This is a genomic window from Pantoea sp. X-Soil-MYKO-1289 (genome assembly GCF_059730625.1).
This window is the reverse complement of the sequence record NZ_AP036004.1, coordinates 2944507-2961558: the sequence shown is the minus strand read 5'-3', so window position 1 is coordinate 2961558 and position 17052 is coordinate 2944507. Positions and strand designations below refer to the sequence as shown.

The 17052-nt window shown below is 59.3% G+C and carries 16 protein-coding genes and 6 tRNA genes; 8 read left to right on the top strand and 14 right to left on the bottom strand.

Features of this window, described 5'->3' with window-relative positions; all coding sequences use genetic code 11:
• Positions 1-17: 17 nt before the first annotated feature.
• Together ligA and AC6I7Z_RS14280 are read left to right on the top strand one after the other, a co-directional pair.
• On the top strand, positions 18-2036 hold the full coding sequence (ligA, locus tag AC6I7Z_RS14285; RefSeq protein ID WP_497814707.1) for an NAD-dependent DNA ligase LigA: 2019 nt from the start codon (positions 18-20) through the stop codon (positions 2034-2036).
• 1 nt (position 2037) lies between these two features.
• Positions 2038-2256 carry a DUF3820 family protein gene (locus tag AC6I7Z_RS14280; protein ID WP_497814706.1) on the top strand — a complete coding sequence of 73 codons (219 nt, stop codon included), beginning with the start codon at positions 2038-2040 and terminating at the stop codon, positions 2254-2256.
• Positions 2257-2282: 26 nt separating this feature from the next.
• Here AC6I7Z_RS14280 and AC6I7Z_RS14275 read toward each other — a convergent pair whose 3' ends face one another.
• Positions 2283-3293, bottom strand: coding sequence for a bile acid:sodium symporter family protein (locus tag AC6I7Z_RS14275; RefSeq protein WP_497814705.1), 1011 nt, complete (start codon positions 3291-3293; stop codon positions 2283-2285).
• 95 nt (positions 3294-3388) lie between these two features.
• Between AC6I7Z_RS14275 and AC6I7Z_RS14270 the strand changes: the two genes are divergently transcribed.
• Positions 3389-4309, top strand: a complete 921-nt coding sequence (locus AC6I7Z_RS14270) for a LysR family transcriptional regulator (protein ID WP_497814704.1) — start codon at positions 3389-3391, stop codon at positions 4307-4309.
• On the opposite strand, the gene AC6I7Z_RS14265 is transcribed toward AC6I7Z_RS14270, so the two are convergent.
• From AC6I7Z_RS14265 to AC6I7Z_RS14245, 5 genes are all read right to left on the bottom strand, one after another.
• Complete coding sequence (locus AC6I7Z_RS14265) at positions 4306-4650, bottom strand: FlxA-like family protein (RefSeq protein WP_497814703.1); 345 nt, start codon at positions 4648-4650, stop codon at positions 4306-4308. The genes AC6I7Z_RS14270 and AC6I7Z_RS14265 overlap by 4 nt on opposite strands.
• A 310-nt stretch (positions 4651-4960) precedes the next feature.
• Positions 4961-5036, bottom strand: a tRNA-Lys gene (locus AC6I7Z_RS14260).
• A gap of 4 nt (positions 5037-5040) precedes the next feature.
• A tRNA-Val gene (locus AC6I7Z_RS14255) sits at positions 5041-5116 on the bottom strand.
• A gap of 41 nt (positions 5117-5157) precedes the next feature.
• Positions 5158-5233: transfer RNA gene (locus AC6I7Z_RS14250), tRNA-Val, on the bottom strand.
• A gap of 38 nt (positions 5234-5271) precedes the next feature.
• Positions 5272-5347, bottom strand: a tRNA-Val gene (locus AC6I7Z_RS14245).
• Between the two features lie 271 nt (positions 5348-5618).
• Here AC6I7Z_RS14245 and gltX point away from each other — a divergent pair.
• Positions 5619-7034 carry a glutamate--tRNA ligase gene (gene gltX / locus AC6I7Z_RS14240; protein ID WP_497814702.1) on the top strand — a complete coding sequence of 472 codons (1416 nt, stop codon included), beginning with the start codon at positions 5619-5621 and terminating at the stop codon, positions 7032-7034.
• Between the two features lie 37 nt (positions 7035-7071).
• Here gltX and AC6I7Z_RS14235 read toward each other — a convergent pair whose 3' ends face one another.
• From AC6I7Z_RS14235 to AC6I7Z_RS14225, 3 genes are all read right to left on the bottom strand, one after another.
• Complete coding sequence (locus AC6I7Z_RS14235) at positions 7072-7425, bottom strand: YfeC-like transcriptional regulator (RefSeq protein ID WP_033791729.1); 354 nt, start codon at positions 7423-7425, stop codon at positions 7072-7074.
• Between the two features lie 109 nt (positions 7426-7534).
• A complete protein-coding gene (locus tag AC6I7Z_RS14230) occupies positions 7535-8323 on the bottom strand; it encodes a formate/nitrite transporter family protein (protein ID WP_033753670.1) in 789 nt (262 codons plus the stop codon).
• Positions 8324-8445: 122 nt separating this feature from the next.
• Positions 8446-8634 (bottom strand): hypothetical protein, encoded by a 189-nt coding sequence (locus tag AC6I7Z_RS14225; RefSeq protein WP_497814701.1) that lies wholly within the window; start codon positions 8632-8634, stop codon positions 8446-8448.
• A 42-nt stretch (positions 8635-8676) separates the two neighbouring features.
• Here AC6I7Z_RS14225 and AC6I7Z_RS14220 point away from each other — a divergent pair.
• Together AC6I7Z_RS14220 and AC6I7Z_RS14215 are read left to right on the top strand one after the other, a co-directional pair.
• Positions 8677-8752: transfer RNA gene (locus AC6I7Z_RS14220), tRNA-Ala, on the top strand.
• Positions 8753-8797: 45 nt separating this feature from the next.
• A tRNA-Ala gene (locus AC6I7Z_RS14215) sits at positions 8798-8873 on the top strand.
• Positions 8874-8978: 105 nt separating this feature from the next.
• Here AC6I7Z_RS14215 and AC6I7Z_RS14210 read toward each other — a convergent pair.
• The 5 genes from AC6I7Z_RS14210 to AC6I7Z_RS14190 form a co-directional block, all read right to left on the bottom strand.
• A complete protein-coding gene (locus AC6I7Z_RS14210; RefSeq protein WP_497814700.1) occupies positions 8979-10592 on the bottom strand; it encodes a rhodanese homology domain-containing protein in 1614 nt (537 codons plus the stop codon).
• On the bottom strand, positions 10585-11175 hold the full coding sequence (locus tag AC6I7Z_RS14205) for a cysteine dioxygenase family protein (RefSeq protein ID WP_497814699.1): 591 nt from the start codon (positions 11173-11175) through the stop codon (positions 10585-10587). The genes AC6I7Z_RS14210 and AC6I7Z_RS14205 overlap by 8 nt, the downstream gene beginning before the upstream one ends.
• On the bottom strand, positions 11172-12152 hold the full coding sequence (locus AC6I7Z_RS14200) for an ABC transporter substrate-binding protein (RefSeq protein ID WP_497814698.1): 981 nt from the start codon (positions 12150-12152) through the stop codon (positions 11172-11174). Before AC6I7Z_RS14200 ends, AC6I7Z_RS14205 begins: the two co-directional genes overlap by 4 nt.
• Positions 12152-13237 (bottom strand): LLM class flavin-dependent oxidoreductase, encoded by a 1086-nt coding sequence (locus tag AC6I7Z_RS14195; RefSeq protein ID WP_497814697.1) that lies wholly within the window; start codon positions 13235-13237, stop codon positions 12152-12154. The genes AC6I7Z_RS14200 and AC6I7Z_RS14195 overlap by 1 nt, the downstream gene beginning before the upstream one ends.
• Before the next feature lie 250 nt (positions 13238-13487).
• Positions 13488-14678, bottom strand: coding sequence for a NupC/NupG family nucleoside CNT transporter (locus AC6I7Z_RS14190; RefSeq protein WP_497814696.1), 1191 nt, complete (start codon positions 14676-14678; stop codon positions 13488-13490).
• Between the two features lie 368 nt (positions 14679-15046).
• Between AC6I7Z_RS14190 and AC6I7Z_RS14185 the strand changes: the two genes are divergently transcribed.
• Entirely contained in the window at positions 15047-16285 is a 1239-nt protein-coding gene (locus AC6I7Z_RS14185) for an Nramp family divalent metal transporter (protein WP_497814695.1), read from the top strand.
• A 136-nt stretch (positions 16286-16421) separates the two neighbouring features.
• Positions 16422-17003 carry an NAD(P)H-dependent oxidoreductase gene (locus AC6I7Z_RS14180; RefSeq protein ID WP_497814694.1) on the top strand — a complete coding sequence of 194 codons (582 nt, stop codon included), beginning with the start codon at positions 16422-16424 and terminating at the stop codon, positions 17001-17003.
• Positions 17004-17052: the final 49 nt, after the last annotated feature.

Here is a 17052-nt window from a genome sequence, read left to right as displayed (position 1 = left end):
TTATCTGATGGGGCAATATGAAATCCGTTCAGGACCAGATCACCGAACTGCGCACCACGCTGCGCCATCACGAGTATCTCTACCATGTCATGGACGCGCCCGAGATACCGGACGCCGAATATGACCGCCTGATGCGCGAACTGCGCGCGCTGGAAGAGCAGCATCCCGAACTCATCACGCCAGACTCGCCGACCCAGCGCGTTGGGGCCGCGCCGCTAACGGTATTTGAGCAAGTGCGCCATGAGGTGCCGATGCTGTCGCTGGACAATACCTTCGACGAAGCCGGCTTTCTCGCTTTCAACAAGCGCGTGCAGGATCGCCTGAAAAGCAGCGACGATATCGCCTACTGCTGCGAACTGAAGCTGGATGGCCTGGCGGTAAGCCTGCTTTATGAGAACGGCCTGCTGACGCGCGCCGCCACGCGCGGCGACGGCACCACGGGCGAGAATATCACCGCCAACGTCCGCACCATCGGCGCGATTCCGCTGCGCCTCAAGGGCGACGATTTTCCCGCTCGGCTGGAAGTGCGCGGCGAAGTCTTTATGACGCAGCGCGGCTTCGAGAAGCTGAATGCGGAAGCGCGCCGCACCGACGGCAAAATCTTCGCTAACCCGCGCAACGCCGCCGCGGGATCGCTGCGTCAGCTCGATCCGCGCATCACCGCGAAGCGTCCGCTTACCTTTTTCTGTTACGGCTTCGGGCTGCTGGAAGGCGGCGAGCTGCCGGGCAGCCACTATGCGCGTCTGCAGCAGTTTAAAGCCTGGGGACTGCCTGTCAGCGACCGCGTTCAGCTGGTGCACAGCGCGGAAGAGGCGCTGGCGTTCTACCGTCAGGTAGAGGAGACGCGTCCTGAGCTGGGATTCGATATCGACGGCGTAGTGATCAAAGTCGACTCGCAGGCGCTGCAGGAGCGCCTCGGCTTTGTGGCGCGTGCGCCGCGCTGGGCGGTGGCCTTTAAGTTTCCCGCGCAGGAGCAGATGACATTCGTGCGCGACGTCGAATTTCAGGTGGGCCGCACAGGCGCGATTACGCCAGTGGCGCGGCTTGAGCCGGTGCTGGTAGCGGGCGCGATGGTCAGCAACGCCACGCTGCATAATGCGGATGAAATTGAGCGTCTCGGCCTGCGCATCGGCGACAGGGTGGTGATCCGCCGCGCGGGCGACGTGATCCCGCAGGTCGTCAACGTGGTGCTCTCTGAACGACCGGCAGACGCGCGCGAAGTGGTATTTCCTACCCATTGCCCGGTATGCGGCTCCGACGTCGAACGCGTCGAAGGAGAAGTGGTCACGCGCTGCACCGGCGGGCTAATCTGCGGCGCGCAGCGCAAAGAGGCGCTGAAGCATTTCGTCTCGCGCCGCGCCATGGACGTCGACGGTCTGGGCGATAAAATTATCGACCAGCTGGTAGAGACCGAATATGTCAAAACCCCTGCGGATCTCTTCAGGCTGACGCCGGAGAAGCTGCTCGGCCTGGATCGCATGGGGCCGAAATCGGCGCAAAACGTGGTCAACGCGCTGGAGAAGGCGAAATCGACCACGCTGGCGCGTTTCCTGTACGCGCTTGGCATTCGCGAAGTCGGCGAGGCGACAGCCGCCAACCTGGCGAACCACTTTGGCGAGCTGCAAAAAGTGATGGACGCCGATCTGGAAGCGCTGATTGCCGTGCAGGATGTCGGCACCGTCGTCGCCACCCACGTGCGCAACTTTATGGATGAAGAGAGCAACCGTGAGATCATTCGCCAGCTGGTGGATGAGATTGGTGTCCACTGGCCGAAAATCGAAGTGGTTAAGGCGGAAGAGATCGACAGTCCGTTTGCCGGCAAAACCGTGGTGCTGACCGGCTCACTGACCCAGCTCACGCGCGACGAAGCTAAAGATCGCCTGACCGCGCTCGGTGCGAAGGTCAGCGGCAGCGTCTCGAAGAAAACCGATCTGGTTATCGCGGGCGAAGCGGCGGGTTCTAAGCTGGTTAAGGCGCAGGAGCTGGGCATTGAGGTGATCGACGAAGCTGAAATGATCCGGCTGCTGGACGCCTGATATGGACAAGGCGCACCTGGTTGAAATCGCCAACACGGCGATGCCGTTCGGCAAATATAAAGGCTGTCTGCTTATCGATCTGCCGGAGCCTTATCTGCTGTGGTTCGCGCGCAAAGCGGAGTTCCCGTCGGGCCATCTCGGCGAGCTGATGCAAATGACGCTCGCTATCAAGATCGAAGGCCTGGAAGGTCTGGTTAAACCGCTTAAACGCGATGCGTAAAAAAGCCCGCTTCGGCGGGCTTTTCGTTACTTCTGCGACTCAATGACGGTCGGCTTCACCTGCTGCGCCAGCTTCTTCTCGTGACTGACTTTATAACGCTGGGCGATCCAGGAGCAGACCATAAGCTGCACCTGGTGAAAGATCATCAGCGGCAGCACAATAATACCCACTGAACTGGCCGGGAACAGAATGTTCGCCATCGGCACACCGTTTGCCAGGCTCTTTTTCGAGCCGCAAAACAGCACCACGATTTCATCGGCGCGATTAAAGCCGAACAGACGCGAGGCGCAGATATTGATCGCCAGCACCAGCGCCAGCAGCAGCACGCAGCCCGCCAGAATCCACAGCAGGGTATCGATACCGACGCGATGCCAGATGCCGTTCACCACCGCTTCGCTAAAGGCGGAATAGACCACCAGCAGGATGGAGGTCTGGTCGGTTTTGCCGATCAGGCTGCGATGCTTTTCTACCCAGCCGGCAATCCAGCGGCGCGACAGGTGACCGAGAACAAAAGGCACCAGCAGCTGCAGCATAATTTTGCCGACCTGCTCAAGACCATTGGTGGGTGCGCTGCTGTGTACATCCATCACCAGATTCACCAGCAGCGGAGAGATAAAGACGCCCAGCAGGCTCGAGGCCGAAGCGCTACAGACCGCCGCCGCGACGTTGCCGCCCGCCATTGAGGTAAAAGCAATAGCGGACTGCACCGTAGCGGGCAGAATGCAGAGGTAGATAAAGCCGGTGTAGATTTCTGCGCTGACATTAACCGGATGCCACCAGACGATCAGCAGGCCGATAATCGGGAAGAGCACGAAGGTGCTAAACATAATCCACAGATGCAGCCGCCAGTGGCTGCTGCCCGCGATGATTTTTTCACGCGACAGCTTGGCGCCGTGCATAAAAAAGAGCAGGGCGATAGCGGCCGTGGTCAGGTAGTCGAAGATATCGACGAAAACGCCTTTAGCGGGCAGAAAGGTGGCCAGCAGAACCGTGATGATCAGCTTAATCATCATCGGATCGAGTCGCAGAAATCTCATTGTTAAAATCCGGTTAAAAGTTACATGCAGTGATTGTGCGTGATGCGGGTTTAGAAATAAAATTGATTTATTGCATCAATCTATGAGCCATTTCGATGAATTACACGTTACGTCAGCTGCGCACCTTTGTCGCCGTCGCCCATCACGGCGGTTTCAGCCAGGCCGGGCAGGCGATTGGCCTGAGTCAGTCGGCCGTCAGCCACAGCATCAAAGAGCTGGAGGCGGTTATCGGCGTGCGGCTGCTCGATCGCACCACGCGCGAGGTTATGCTAACGGAAGCGGGGCAGCAGCTGGCGTCGCGTATGGCGAGTCTGCTGGAAGAGATGAACTCGACGCTGCTGGATATCCGCAGTTACGGCGAACAGCGAAGCGGCACGGTGCGTATCGCCGCCAGCCAGACTATCTCTGCGCATCTGATGCCGCAGTGTCTCGCCGCCAGCCAGAAAAGCTATCCCGACATCAACGTCATTCTGCACGACCGGATGCAGCAGGTGGTTTTACAGAGCGTACGCAATGCCGAAGTCGATTTCGGCATCGTCATCGGCCCGCTTAACGATAGCGACCTCGACTGTCAGCCGATTCTGGAAGAGCCTTTTTTACTGCTGTGCCGCAGCGACGATCCGCTTGCTGCGGTCGATATGGCGCACTGGCGCATGCTGGCGGGGCGCGACGTGGTGCTGCAGGATTACGCTTCTGGCAGCCGCGTGTTGATTGACGCGGCGCTGCGACAGCAGCAGGTGGAAATTAACGTGGTGCAGGATATTGGTCATCCGGCGACGCTGTTTCCTATGGTGGATGCAGGCATCGGCATCAGCATCTTGCCGGCACTGGCGCTGCCGCTGCCGGCGGGCAGGGCGCTGACGGTGCGGCGACTCTATCCTGAAATCAACCGCAGCCTGATGCTGGTCAAGCGCAAAAACCGTTCGCTGACGCCGGCGGCGCAGGCAATCTGGCAGGAAGCGCGTCAGCAGGCGACGCTGCTGACGCAACAACGCGCGATCAATCCGGCGTTTTAGATATAGACGTTAATCTGGTTAGCTTCCGTTGGACGATTCAGGCCGTCGCCGGCCTTAGCGCCGCTGACCTGATTCGCCGGCTCGCTGTTCTGCTGCGCCTGCTCTGTTTGCTTCTGCTCTAGCTGAGCGATCTGCGCTTCGAGCATGGCGATCTGCGACTGATACATCTGCTCCATTTCCGACTTCTGCTCGTCGGTCAGCTCCTGATTATCCGACAGCTCTTTGACCTGCTTCGTGATGCTCTGGATCTGCTTATTCAGTGCGGAAATCTGCGACGAGACGCTGACGTTGCTGCCGGCGCTGCTGCCTGTACTGCCAGATAAAGCGGATATTGATGACATCGTTTTTCTCCTTGCAAATAGACATGATCGTTATCGGTTGAGGAGAAAAAGGCTTGAGGCAAGAATGCGTTAAGGTTTGGAAAAGATAGGGAAAGCTACCCCTGATTTTTCTCAAACGCTGCGCGATGCTACATAAAGGCGCGCGGGATGGGCCGTGAAGTAAAGCGTCCGCCGCAGGGAAGCGGCGGCCGAGGCCACACGGACGTGTTCACGCCGACTTTACGTAACGGTCCATTCCGTGTGCCTGAAAGGCACTAACTCACGGCGCGCAGAAACGAAAAAAGCGCCCATAAGGCGCTTTTCTCTGAATTGGTGGGTCGTGCAGGATTCGAACCTGCGACCAATTGATTAAAAGTCAACTGCTCTACCAACTGAGCTAACGACCCGAAGTGGTGGGTGATGACGGGCTCGAACCGCCGACCCCCTCCTTGTAAGGGAGATGCTCTACCAACTGAGCTAATCACCCACTTCGGTACTGCTTAACAAGAGCGTCATCTGACTGAGATATGGTGGGTGATGACGGGCTCGAACCGCCGACCCCCTCCTTGTAAGGGAGATGCTCTACCAACTGAGCTAATCACCCATATCTTATCTCTTGTTCACTGCGGGCCACCTTTAGAGTGGTGGGTGATGACGGGCTCGAACCGCCGACCCCCTCCTTGTAAGGGAGATGCTCTACCAACTGAGCTAATCACCCCCGCTGTGTGGAGTCGCATTATAGGGATCCTTCGAAGTGAGTCAACGCTTTTTAAAACTAAAATGCGCGTTCGCTTCAAAATTAGACATCACGCGCTGCTTTTAGCCAATGTGCTGGTTTTATTAGCAGAAACCCACGGCTTAACGCCTTTGCGCAGGCGCGCGGTCATTGAGGATTCAACGCCAGGTGCTAGAATGTGCGCACGGTTTTTCGCGTCTAACCCGTTTTTTGTCATCCAGACATCAAACCTGCGCATCTAAGGCACTGCTGAATGAAAATCAAAACTCGCTTCGCGCCCAGTCCGACCGGCTACCTGCATGTCGGCGGCGCACGTACCGCGCTCTACTCCTGGCTCTTTGCGCGTCACCACCAGGGCGAATTCGTCCTGCGCATCGAAGACACCGATCTCGAGCGCTCAACGCCGGAAGCCATCGAAGCCATTATGGACGGCATGAACTGGCTGAACCTGGACTGGGATGAAGGCCCGTACTATCAGACCAAACGCTTCGACCGCTACAACGCCGTTATCGACGAGATGCTGGAAGCGGGCACCGCCTATAAATGCTACTGCTCGAAAGAGCGACTGGAACAGCTGCGTGAAACCCAGATGGCGAACGGCGAAAAGCCGCGCTACGACGGCCGCTGCCGCGACAGCCATGACCATCACGCGGCGGATGAGCCTTGCGTGGTGCGCTTTCGCAACCCGCAGGAAGGATCGGTCATCTTTGACGACCAGATCCGCGGCCCGATCGAGTTCAGCAACCAGGAGCTGGATGACCTGATTATCCGCCGCACCGATGGTTCGCCGACCTATAACTTCTGCGTCGTCGTCGATGACTGGGACATGGGCATCACCCATGTGATTCGCGGCGAAGACCATATCAACAACACGCCGCGCCAGATCAACATCCTTAAAGCGATCGGCGCGCAGGTGCCGGTCTACGCGCATGTCTCAATGATTCTGGGCGACGACGGCAAAAAGCTCTCCAAGCGTCACGGCGCGGTAGGCGTGATGCAGTACCGCGACGACGGCTATCTGCCGGAAGCGCTGCTCAACTATCTGGTGCGTCTGGGCTGGTCCCATGGCGATCAGGAGATCTTCTCGATCCCGGAGATGAAAGAGCTGTTTACCCTCGACGCGGTGAGCAAATCCGCCAGCGCGTTCAACACCGAAAAGCTGCAGTGGCTCAACCACCACTATATCAACAGCCTGCCGCCGGAATATGTGGCGACCCATCTGCAGTGGCATATTGAACAGCAGAACATCGACACCCGCACCGGCCCGGAGCTGGCAAAGCTGGTGACCCTGCTGGGCGAACGCTGCAAGACGCTGAAAGAGATGGCGGCTTCCTGCCATTACTTCTATGAAGAGTTCGACGCGTTCGATGCCGACGCGGCGAAAAAACATCTGCGTCCGGTGGCGCGCCAGCCGCTGGAAGTAGTGCGCGACAAACTGGCCGCTATTAGCGACTGGACGGCGGAAAACGTTCACCAGGCGATTCAGAGCGCGGCGGATGAGCTGGAAGTGGGGATGGGCAAGGTCGGCATGCCGCTGCGCGTCGCCGTGACCGGCGCCGGTCAGTCGCCGGGCCTGGACGTCACCGTCGAAGCGATCGGACAGCGCCGTAGCGTGGCGCGGATCGAAAAAGCGCTGGCCTTCATCGCTGAACGCGAAGCGCAGGCCTGACAAACAAAAACCGGAAGCGCAATGCTTCCGGTTTTTTTTATTCTTCGCTAATGCCCAGTCGCTGCAGTACGCCTTTAATCCCTTCGCGTAAAATCATCGCGGCAAGAAGATCCTGCTCATTCTGTGTCATTTGCTGTACAGAACTTAATAGTAACGCAGGTAAAGAATTTTGTTGTGCGGCGTAGGAAGCGTTCGGCTCGTTCAGGTTACGCATGGACTGAATAAAGCTTTTCACGCGCTCGTCGATATGAATCAATCGCGCCTTACCGCCCTGTACGCCGGGCTTCGGCGTGGTGGTCCAGTTTTCGCGCTTGATCCATTTATTCACCGTTTGCCGACTGTAACCTGTTTCGTTCGCAAGCTCTTCGGGGGTTAACCATTCCTTTTTCACGATGCTGTCCCTGTTAAATACATTAGTTCTACATATTACAGCAAATCGTAACGCGTGAAAGTAACAGGAAGGGAAATTGCCTTTTGCCTTGCGACAAAAGGCAAAAAAATCACTGCGCAGTGCCTACCGCTTCAGCGGAAGGGCGGAAGGCGAGGAAGTAGGCGAGGCCGACGAATACCGCGCCGCCGACGCCGTTGCCCAGGAATACGGCCACAAAGTTCGGCAGATACTCCGCCCAGCTCAGCTGACCGGCGAAAATAGCCGCAGGCACGATAAACATGTTGGCGACCACGTGCTGGAAGCCGATGGCGACGAAGGCCATCACCGGGAACCACATGCCGAAGATTTTCCCTACCACATCTTTACTGGCGAACGCCAGCCACACCGCCAGGCAAACCAGCCAGTTGCAGCCGATGCCGGAGATAAAGGCGTGCAGGAAGTCGGCGTGCACTTTCGCGCTGGCGATGGCGACGGTCTTCTTCAGGTAGTCGCCTTCGGTCATGCCGAGCATATGGCCGAAGAACCAGGCGATGGCCAGGCTGCCGATAAAGTTGGCGATAGTGACCCAGAACCAGTTGCGCAGCACGGCGAAACCGCTGATGCGACGCGCAAACCAGGCGACCGGCATCGTCATCATATTGCCGGTCAGCAGTTCGCCGCCCGCCAGTACGGTCAGAATCAGACCTACCGGGAAGACGGCCGCGCCCAGCAGGCCGCCGAACGAGCCCCAGTCTGCCGGCAGCGAGTTAATCACGTGCAGGTCAAGCAGGAAGCCGGTGGCGATAAAGGCGCCAGCCATAAAACCAAGAATTAATAACGTCGGAATGGAGGCGCGGCTTTTAGTGACGCCAGCCTGAATCGCCAGTTGAGCGATCTCTTTAGGTGAATGCAGCGACATAGTATCTCGAATATTATTGATAGTTGTGACAGGGATGGTGTTGTAATAAGGCGTGGGCAGCGATGACCACTTAATTAGCGGGCTAAGTTTTACACGGCTTTTAACGGAAAACAAGAAAAATCCTAAAGGCTGTTTAACCATAATTTAACCTGACGCGGCAGGCAAAGAGCAGCACGACGCCACACCGACCAACCTCTGCTTTTGCGCTGAATAAAAGCGGCGGAAAACAGCACCATCCGGGATTTGCCGCCTTTTTCAGCGATCAAACGCAGTTTTTGATTTTGCCGTTGACACCCTGAAGGCGGTTTCATATTATGCCGTCCGTCGAGAACATCCGACGGTTTTTTCGGTTCGGGGCTATAGCTCAGCTGGGAGAGCGCCTGCATGGCATGCAGGAGGTCAGCGGTTCGATCCCGCTTAGCTCCACCAAATCGCATCCCAACGATTTGGCACTGAAAAAACGATTCCAGATGTGGGGGTATAGCTCAGCTGGGAGAGCGCTTGCATGGCATGCAAGAGGTCAGCGGTTCGATCCCGCTTATCTCCACCATTTTCTTCGTCCTGATCTCTCAGGCAGCTTCTAAAAATCATCCGCAAATCTTACGCAAGCCTTGCTGCGCGCAAAAAAGAGCGACATCGCTGCCGCCCTGTTTACTTACGCCGTTACGCTTTGTTTCTCCGGCTGCAGCACGCGAAAGCCATGCGTGCCGTCGCGATCCAGCTGCGCCACCAGACCATACTCCCAGTCAAGATAGGCCTGCATCACCGCCGGTTCGATATCGGTGCCTTCATAGGGGCGGCGATAGCGATCGATGGCGGGGGAGAGCAGCGCCTCTTCGCCTGCGTCGGTCGGCAGCCCGGCGCTGCGCCAGGCGGCATTGCCGCCTTCCAGCACAAAGACCGGCTTACCGGTCAGCGCCGCCACCTGTTGCACCGCATAGCCCGCCAGCAGGCTGCTGCCGCAGGTCAGGACATAGCGCTCGGCCGGCGGCAGCGCAGCTTTGCCCTGCTGTTGCAGAGTCGAGCGCAGCAGCCAGGCGGCGCCGGGGATATGACTTTTAACGTGGTTGGCGCGCGTGGTGAAATCCAGCACCTGCGTATCGCCCTGCTTCAACCAGTCGTTCAGCTGCTGCGGAGAGATCGTCTCGGCCGCAGGCGCTGCCGGCACCTGCGCCGTCCAGCCGCCAGTGGCGCTGAAGTCCTGTGGTTGCAGCCCCTCCAGCACGGCGACCTCCCAGCCCATCTGCGCCAGCCAGGAGGCGGTCATGCTGGCGCGCACCCCGTCGTCGTCAGCCAGCACGATGCGCGCGCCGCGCACGCTGGCGTAGTGATCGGTCTCCTGCACCAGCTGTCCGCCCGGCACGTGACGACTACCCGGCAGATGCCCGGCGGCGTACTCGTCGGCGTCGCGCACGTCGAACAGATAAGTCGTGCGCGCCTCCTGCCGCCAGCGCGCCAGCGTCGTCGCGTCGATGCGCGCCACCCCGGCGCGATCCGCCACCTGACGCGCCTGCGCCGCCGCATGACGCTGCGCGGTTTCGCTGACGGCGCCGTAGCGGCGGCTCTGCTGCTGCTCAAGCGTCAGACCGGCCAGCGTCCAGCCGATGGTGCCGTTGCGCAGCGCGTAGACTGGATTGCGGATGCCCGCGTTCACCAGCGACTGAGTGCCGATAATGCTGCGCGTACGGCCTGCGCAGTTGACGATCACCGTGGTCGCGGGAGAGGGCGCGATATCGCGCACGCGCAGCACCAGTTCGCCGCCCGGCACGCTGATGCCGCCTGGAATCGACATGGTGTGGTATTCGTCAAAGCGGCGCGCGTCGAGCACCACCACGTCGGCCGTGTCGCGCAGCAGCGCATCGACCTCTTCGGCCGCCAGCGACGGCGTCTGATTATGGTGTTCCACCAGCTCGCCGAAGGCTTTGCTCGGGGAGTTCACATCGATAAACAGCTCGCCGCCCGCGGCCCGCCAGCCAGCCAGATCCTCTTTGAGCAGGCTGATACTGGTGTAGCCCCACGCCGCCGCGCGCTCCGCCGCCGCCTGCGCCAGCCCTTCGCCGTTGTCGTAAAGCGTAATCGCCGTATCGCGGCGTGGAAGGCGATCCAGCCACTCCAGCTCCAGCTTCGAAAGCGGAATATTAACTGCGAACAGCGGATGCCCCTGCGCATAGAGCGCCTCGTCACGAACGTCGACCAGCGCCACTTCCTGCTGCTGGCGCAGCGCCTGCTGAATTTCTGCGGCGTCGCGCAGAGGAAAAGTTTTAGCCATGTGAAAGATCCCAGATGTTAGGCAAGTAGCGATTGCTGTAGCCGGAGATAAAAGGTTTTTCGCTGCCGTCTTCGCGATAAACCGCCCGTTTGACCGCGCCGATATTGGCGCCGTAGACGTGAATGCTGACAGAGACGCGATCGTCGAAGGCGTTGCTGACGCGATGGATATCGCCGACGCGCGGCGAGACTGCGTCAATCTCGCCAGGTTCCAGACGAACCGGCGCGCCGTCCGCCGTCAGCGCGCCGTTTTCCGCCTTAAAGCCCTGCGACACTTCCGCGCCGCGCAGCATGCCGATCAATCCCCAGACGCGATGATCGTGCACCGGCGTCTGCTGGCCAGGCCCCCAGACAAAACTCACCACCGAAAAGCGCTGCTGCGCGTCGGCGTGTAGCAGATACTGTTGATAGCGCTGCGGATGCGGCTGGGCAAAAGCGTCATCCAGCCAGTCGTCGTGCTGCAGCAGCGGACGCAGCAGCTCGCTGCCGCGCGCCAGAATCGTCGCCTCGTCCGGCTGCCCATCGAGCAAGGCGGCGAGCTGCGCCACAAAGTCACGCAGCCGCTGGTGGTTAAGGTCGCTCACGATTTGTTCTCCTGATAGTGCCGCGCCACCTGATTAGCGCCGCTCGCCAGGCTGAAATCGAAGGCCTCGCTGACGTCGACCGCCTTCGGCAGCACCTGATAGCGGTGGAAAAAGTCGGCGGATTTCTGCAGCGTCGCGATAAGCGAGGGATCGAACACCAGCGGGCGAATACGCGCGTCGGCGATCCAGCTGCTGGTGATGGTGGTCGGCATATTCAGCGTCTTGCCCAGCGCCTGGGCGAACGGCTGCGGATGCTGCGCCGCCCACACCTGCGCCTTCGCCAGCCGCGTCAGCAAATCGGCGATAGCTTTACGTTTCTCCGGATCGGCCAGCGCCTCTTTACGCGCCAGCGCATAGGAGTAGCCCGACATAATGCCGTTGCCGCCGCCCTGCGGCACGCGCACCGTGCCGTCGATCTGGGTCGAGGTAGCGATATAGGGCTCCCACGGCGCCCAGGCGGAAACCGCGCCGGAAGTCAGCGCCGCGCGGCCATCCACCGGGCCGAGGAAGCGCAGCGTCACCTCATCGGGCTTCAGGCCGGCGCGTTCCAGCAGGCCAAGGATCAGATAGTGTCCCCAGCCGCCGCGGTTGACGGCGATCTGCTTGCCCTTTAGATCCTTCAGGCTGTGGATCCCGGCGTCGGGACGCGTCAGCAGCGCGATGCTGTCGGGATTATTCTGCCAGGCGCCGACCGCTTTAACCGGCGCGCCTGCGGCATAGACGAACAGAAAGGGCAGATCGCCGGTAAAACCGACGTCCAGCGCGCCCGCATTCAGCGCCTCCTGCACCGGCGCGCCGGAGTCGAAGGCGGTGAGCTTCAGATCGTAAGGCAGATTATCGAGCTCGCCGGAGGCCTTCAGCGAGGCGAAGCGATCCCCTTTAACATCGCCGAGCCGCAGCGTCACTTTTTCAGCGGCGAAAGCGGAGTTGAGGCTCAGCGCCAGCGCGACGCCGGCAAACAGGGCGGCGAGACGCATCAGGCGCTCCTCTTAACGCGCGTTAGCGCGGCGACTTTTTCGCGCGTCAGCGGCAGCAGCTCGCGGCCATACTCAATTGCGTCGTTCAGCGGATCGAAGCCGCGGATCAGCACGCTGTCGATGCCCAGGTTGTAGTAATCCAGCAGCGCGTCGGAGACCTGATCCGCCGTGCCCACCAGCGCGGTGGAGTTGTAGCCGCCGCTCACCAGCTTCGCGACGCCGGTCCACAATACTTTATCGTGACGGTCGCCTGCGTTAGCCGCCGCCAGCAGGCGCTGCGCGCCGACGCTCTGCGGTTTCGGCAGGCCGAAGGTGTAGCCCGATTCGGCCAGCTGTTTCTGCGCGGTTTGATAAATGTGTTCCGCGCGCTCCCAGGCCTCTTTCTCGGTCTTGCCGATAATCGGGCGGAAAGAGATATTGAATTTGATGTCGCGGCCTCTTTTCGCGGCGGCGGCGCGCACGGTTTGCACGGTTTCCGCCGCGCCCTGCAGCGGCTCGCCCCACAGCGCGAAGACGTCGGCGTGACGCGCGGCGACCTCGATCGCCTCTGGCGAAGAGCCGCCGAAGTAGACCGGCAGCTTGCTCTGCAGCGGCTTGATGGCGGAAAAAGCCTGTTCAGCCTGGTAAAACTCGCCTTTGTGGTCCCAGGCTTCCGCCGAGGTCAGGCTCTTGTTCAGCACGTGGAGAAATTCGTCGGTGCGCGCGTAGCGTTCCGCCTTACTGAGGAAGTCGCCGTCGCGGCGCTGTTCGCTGTCGCTGCCGCCGCTAATGATATGCACCGCCAGGCGCCCGTCGGTGAGGTGATCGAGCGACGCCAGCTTGCGCGCCGCCAGCGTGGGCGAGACGAAGCCGGGACGGTGCGCCAGTAAAAATTTAATGCGCGAGGTGTTCGCGGCGGCGTGCGCCGTGACTAAAAAACCGTCTGGTTGATCGGACCAGTAGCCCACCAGAATCCGATCGAATCCCGCCTCTTCGTGGGCGCGGGCGAAATCGGCAATGTAGTTTTTATCGAATAACGGCCCGCTGGCCGGAATGATTTCAGAGGCCAGACGATGGCCGATCATGCCCAGAAATTGAATGCTCATGCGCTTCTCCCGATGTTAAGTAATGAAAAAACTACGGGGCGACGGGCAGGAGATGAAATTCGATATTGTGCAAAGGATTTGCGGGAATCGGGGAAGGGCGGCGCCGCGCGGCTGAGGCGCCGCGGCAGGCGTTATATCAAGCAGGAATAATTAAGAATAAAGACGGGACGCGTTGCTATTCGTTTCCCGTCATTCGCGTTTTGAATTTATCAGCAGCCTGAAGGGCGAGAACCGGTCTCGCCCTTGCGCATCAGAACGCCAGCACCAGACCGGCGATAGCGGCGGAGAGCACGCTGACCAGCGTTGAACCGTAGAGCAGCTTCAGGCCGAAGCGCGACACCACGTTGCCTTGCTCTTCGTTCAGGCCCTTGATGGCGCCGGCGACAATGCCGATAGACGAGAAGTTGGCGAACGAGACCAGGAACACCGACAGGATGCCTTCAGAGTGCGGCGACAGCTGGCCCGCCAGCTTCTGCAGATCCATCATCGCCACGAACTCGTTGGAAACCAGCTTGGTGGCCATGATGCTGCCGACCTGCAGCGCTTCGTGAGCCGGCACGCCCATCACCCAGGCGAACGGATAGAAAACGTAGCCCAGCACGCCCTGGAAGCTGATGCCGAAGATAAAATCGAACAGCGCGTTCAGGCCGGAAATCAGCGCGATAAAGCCGATCAGCATCGCCGCGACGATAATCGCCACGCGGAAGCCGGCGAGGATATATTCGCCCAGCATTTCAAAGAAGCTCTGGCCTTTATGGATATCCTGCAGCTGCAGATCTTCTTCGCTGTCGACGCGGTAAGGGTTGATCAGCGACAGTACGATAAAGGTGCTGAACATGTTAAGCACCAGCGCGGCCACCACATACTTCGGCTGCAGCATGGTCATATAGGCGCCGACGATCGACATGGAAACGGTCGACATCGCGGTCGCGGCCATGGTGTACATGCGGCGCTGCGACATTTTGCCGAGGATATCCTTATAGGCGATAAAGTTTTCTGACTGTCCCAGAATCAGAGAGCTGACGGCGTTAAAGGATTCCAGCTTGCCCATGCCGTTGATTTTTGACAGCACGGTGCCGATGCCGCGGATCACCCACGGCAGGATGCGGAAATGCTGCAGAATGCCGATCAGCGCGGAGATAAAGACGATCGGGCAGAGCACGTTGAGGAAGAAGAAGGCGAGGCCTTTATCATTCATGTTGCCGAACACGAAGTTGGTGCCTTCGGCCGCATACTTGAGCAGATGATCGAACAGACCAGCGAAACCCTTCACAAATCCGAGACCCGCCTCGGAGTTAAGGAAGAACCACGCCAGCAGCACTTCAATGACCAGAAGCTGGACAATGTAGCGAATACGAATACTTTTACGGTCGTGGCTGACGAGTAACGCCAGCACGGCTACCACCACCAGTGCTAAAAGGAAGTGCAAAATATGGGACATGCTTGCTCCAGATTTGAGGAGGGTTGTAATTTGCTGCGTATTCTATGTAACGCGTTACTTAAAAACGAGATCAATTCCACATTATAAGGATTCGCTATCACCCCTTTTCTCAGAAAACTCTCACCAGTCACAGCCTGTTCACAAAATGTTCACACCTAATATCCACAAATTTATTGTCTATAATATGTCCGAAGCGTAAAGTGAAATGCATTGCATATTTTTTAGCAAGTCTCGCTTTACCGTAAGGTATAGCAATGGCTATACTTTATAGCATCATCTATCACAACGATAACAATAACCTCATTTCACTTGCCGCGATCAGGCCATAAGCTGCCATGGTTAAAACGCGTTCAGACAGGTAGAGAAATATGTTTGAGAGCCGTACCGCCGAGCGCGCCGCTCGCGGAGCCCGAAAAATCAAGCTTGCGCTGCTGGGGCCGGCCTTTATCGCCGCCATCGGCTATATCGATCCCGGCAACTTCGCCACCAACATTCAGGCGGGCGCAGCCTACGGCTATAAGCTGCTGTGGGTGGTGGTCTGGGCCAATATCATGGCGATGATCATTCAGCTGATGTCCGCCAAGCTCGGTATCGCCACCGGTAAAAATCTGGCTGAGCATATTCGCGATCGCTTCCCGCGTCCGGCGGTCTGGTTCTACTGGGTGCAGGCGGAGATCATCGCCATGGCGACCGATCTGGCGGAATTTATCGGCGCGGCGCTCGGCTTTAAGCTGCTGCTCGGCATTTCGCTGCTGCAGGGCGCGGTGCTGACCGGCGTGGCGACCTTCCTGATCCTGATGCTGCAAAGCCGCGGTCAGAAGCCGCTGGAGCTGGTGATCGGCAGTTTGCTGCTGTTCGTGGCGGCGGCCTATATCGTCGAACTCTTCTTTTCGCAGCCGAAGGTCAGCGAGCTGGTGACCGGGATGGCGCTGCCGTCGCTGCCAACGTCAGACGCGGTCTTCCTGGCGGCGGGCGTGCTGGGCGCGACTATTATGCCGCACGTCATCTACCTTCACTCGGCGCTGACGCAGGGCGGCGAAAGCGGCAATAAGCGCCAGCGCTACTCCTCCACCAAGCTGGACGTGGCCATCGCCATGACCATCGCCGGCTTTGTCAATCTGGCGATGATGGCGACCGCCGCCGCCGCGTTCCACTTCAGCGGCCACAGCACCATTGCCGAACTGGATCAGGCCTATCTGACGCTGACGCCGCTGCTTGGCCATGCGGCGGCGACGGTATTCGGCCTGAGTCTGGTGGCCGCGGGCCTCTCCTCTACCGTGGTGGGCACCCTGGCCGGTCAGGTAGTGATGCAGGGCTTTATCCGCTTTCATATTCCGCTCTGGGTGCGCCGTCTGGTCACCATGCTGCCCTCATTTATCGTGATTATGGCGGGCTGGGATCCGACGCGCATTCTGGTTATGAGCCAGGTGCTGCTGAGCTTCGGCATCGCGCTGGCGCTGGTGCCGCTGCTCTCGTTTACCGGCAACCGCGAGATTATGGGCGAGATGGTCAATACGCGCCTGATGCAGAACGCCGGTCGCGCCATCGTGGTGCTGGTGGTGGCGCTCAACGCCTATTTGCTGATTGGTGAAATACTCGGCCTGTAAAGGCTGCCGAAGCTGGCCCGATCTATGCCGGGCCAGCTTTGCTTTTTAACCTCCCGTGCCGCCGCCTTAACAGCCCGCCTCCACTCATCTACTCTCGATATGCAGCCGTTTTCTCTTCTCGCACAGGAGTCAGGATATGCATGCTCTGGTAGTGGTCGCCCATCCCGATCAAGATTCTTTTACCCACGCCGTCGCGCGAACGCTAACCAGCGAGATTCGCGCGCCGCACACCTTTGAAATCGCCGACCTGATAGCAGAGGGTTTCGATCCGCGCTACGCCGCCGCCGATCTGGCGCTGTTCCGCAGTGAGGCCGCGCCGCCCGCCGATGTGCTGGCCGAGCAAAAGCGCATTGACGGCGCAGACGCGCTGGTGTTGGTTTATCCCGTTTACTGGTGGTCGTTTCCCGGCGTGCTGAAAGGCTGGATCGATCGCGTTTTTACCCACGGCTGGGCATATCAGGAGACGCCCGACGGCAAAATCGATAAAAAAATGGGCCGTCTGAAGGTGCACCTGCTGGGAATAGGCGGGGCGAATCTGCGCACCTATGCGCGGCGCGGCTACTATGCCGCGATGCGCACGCAGATTGACGAGGGCATCTTTGACTATGTCGGCGCAGCGGTGAAAACGTCGGAACTGATCTTGCTGCCTGACGCCGACTCGCCTGAAGCGCATCTGGAAACGGCGCGGCAAATCGGACGTCGGCTGTTCGCGGATTAAAGGCCGCTTTGCGCGCGGTATCGCGCAGCGGCCTTTAGCCGTGCCGCCG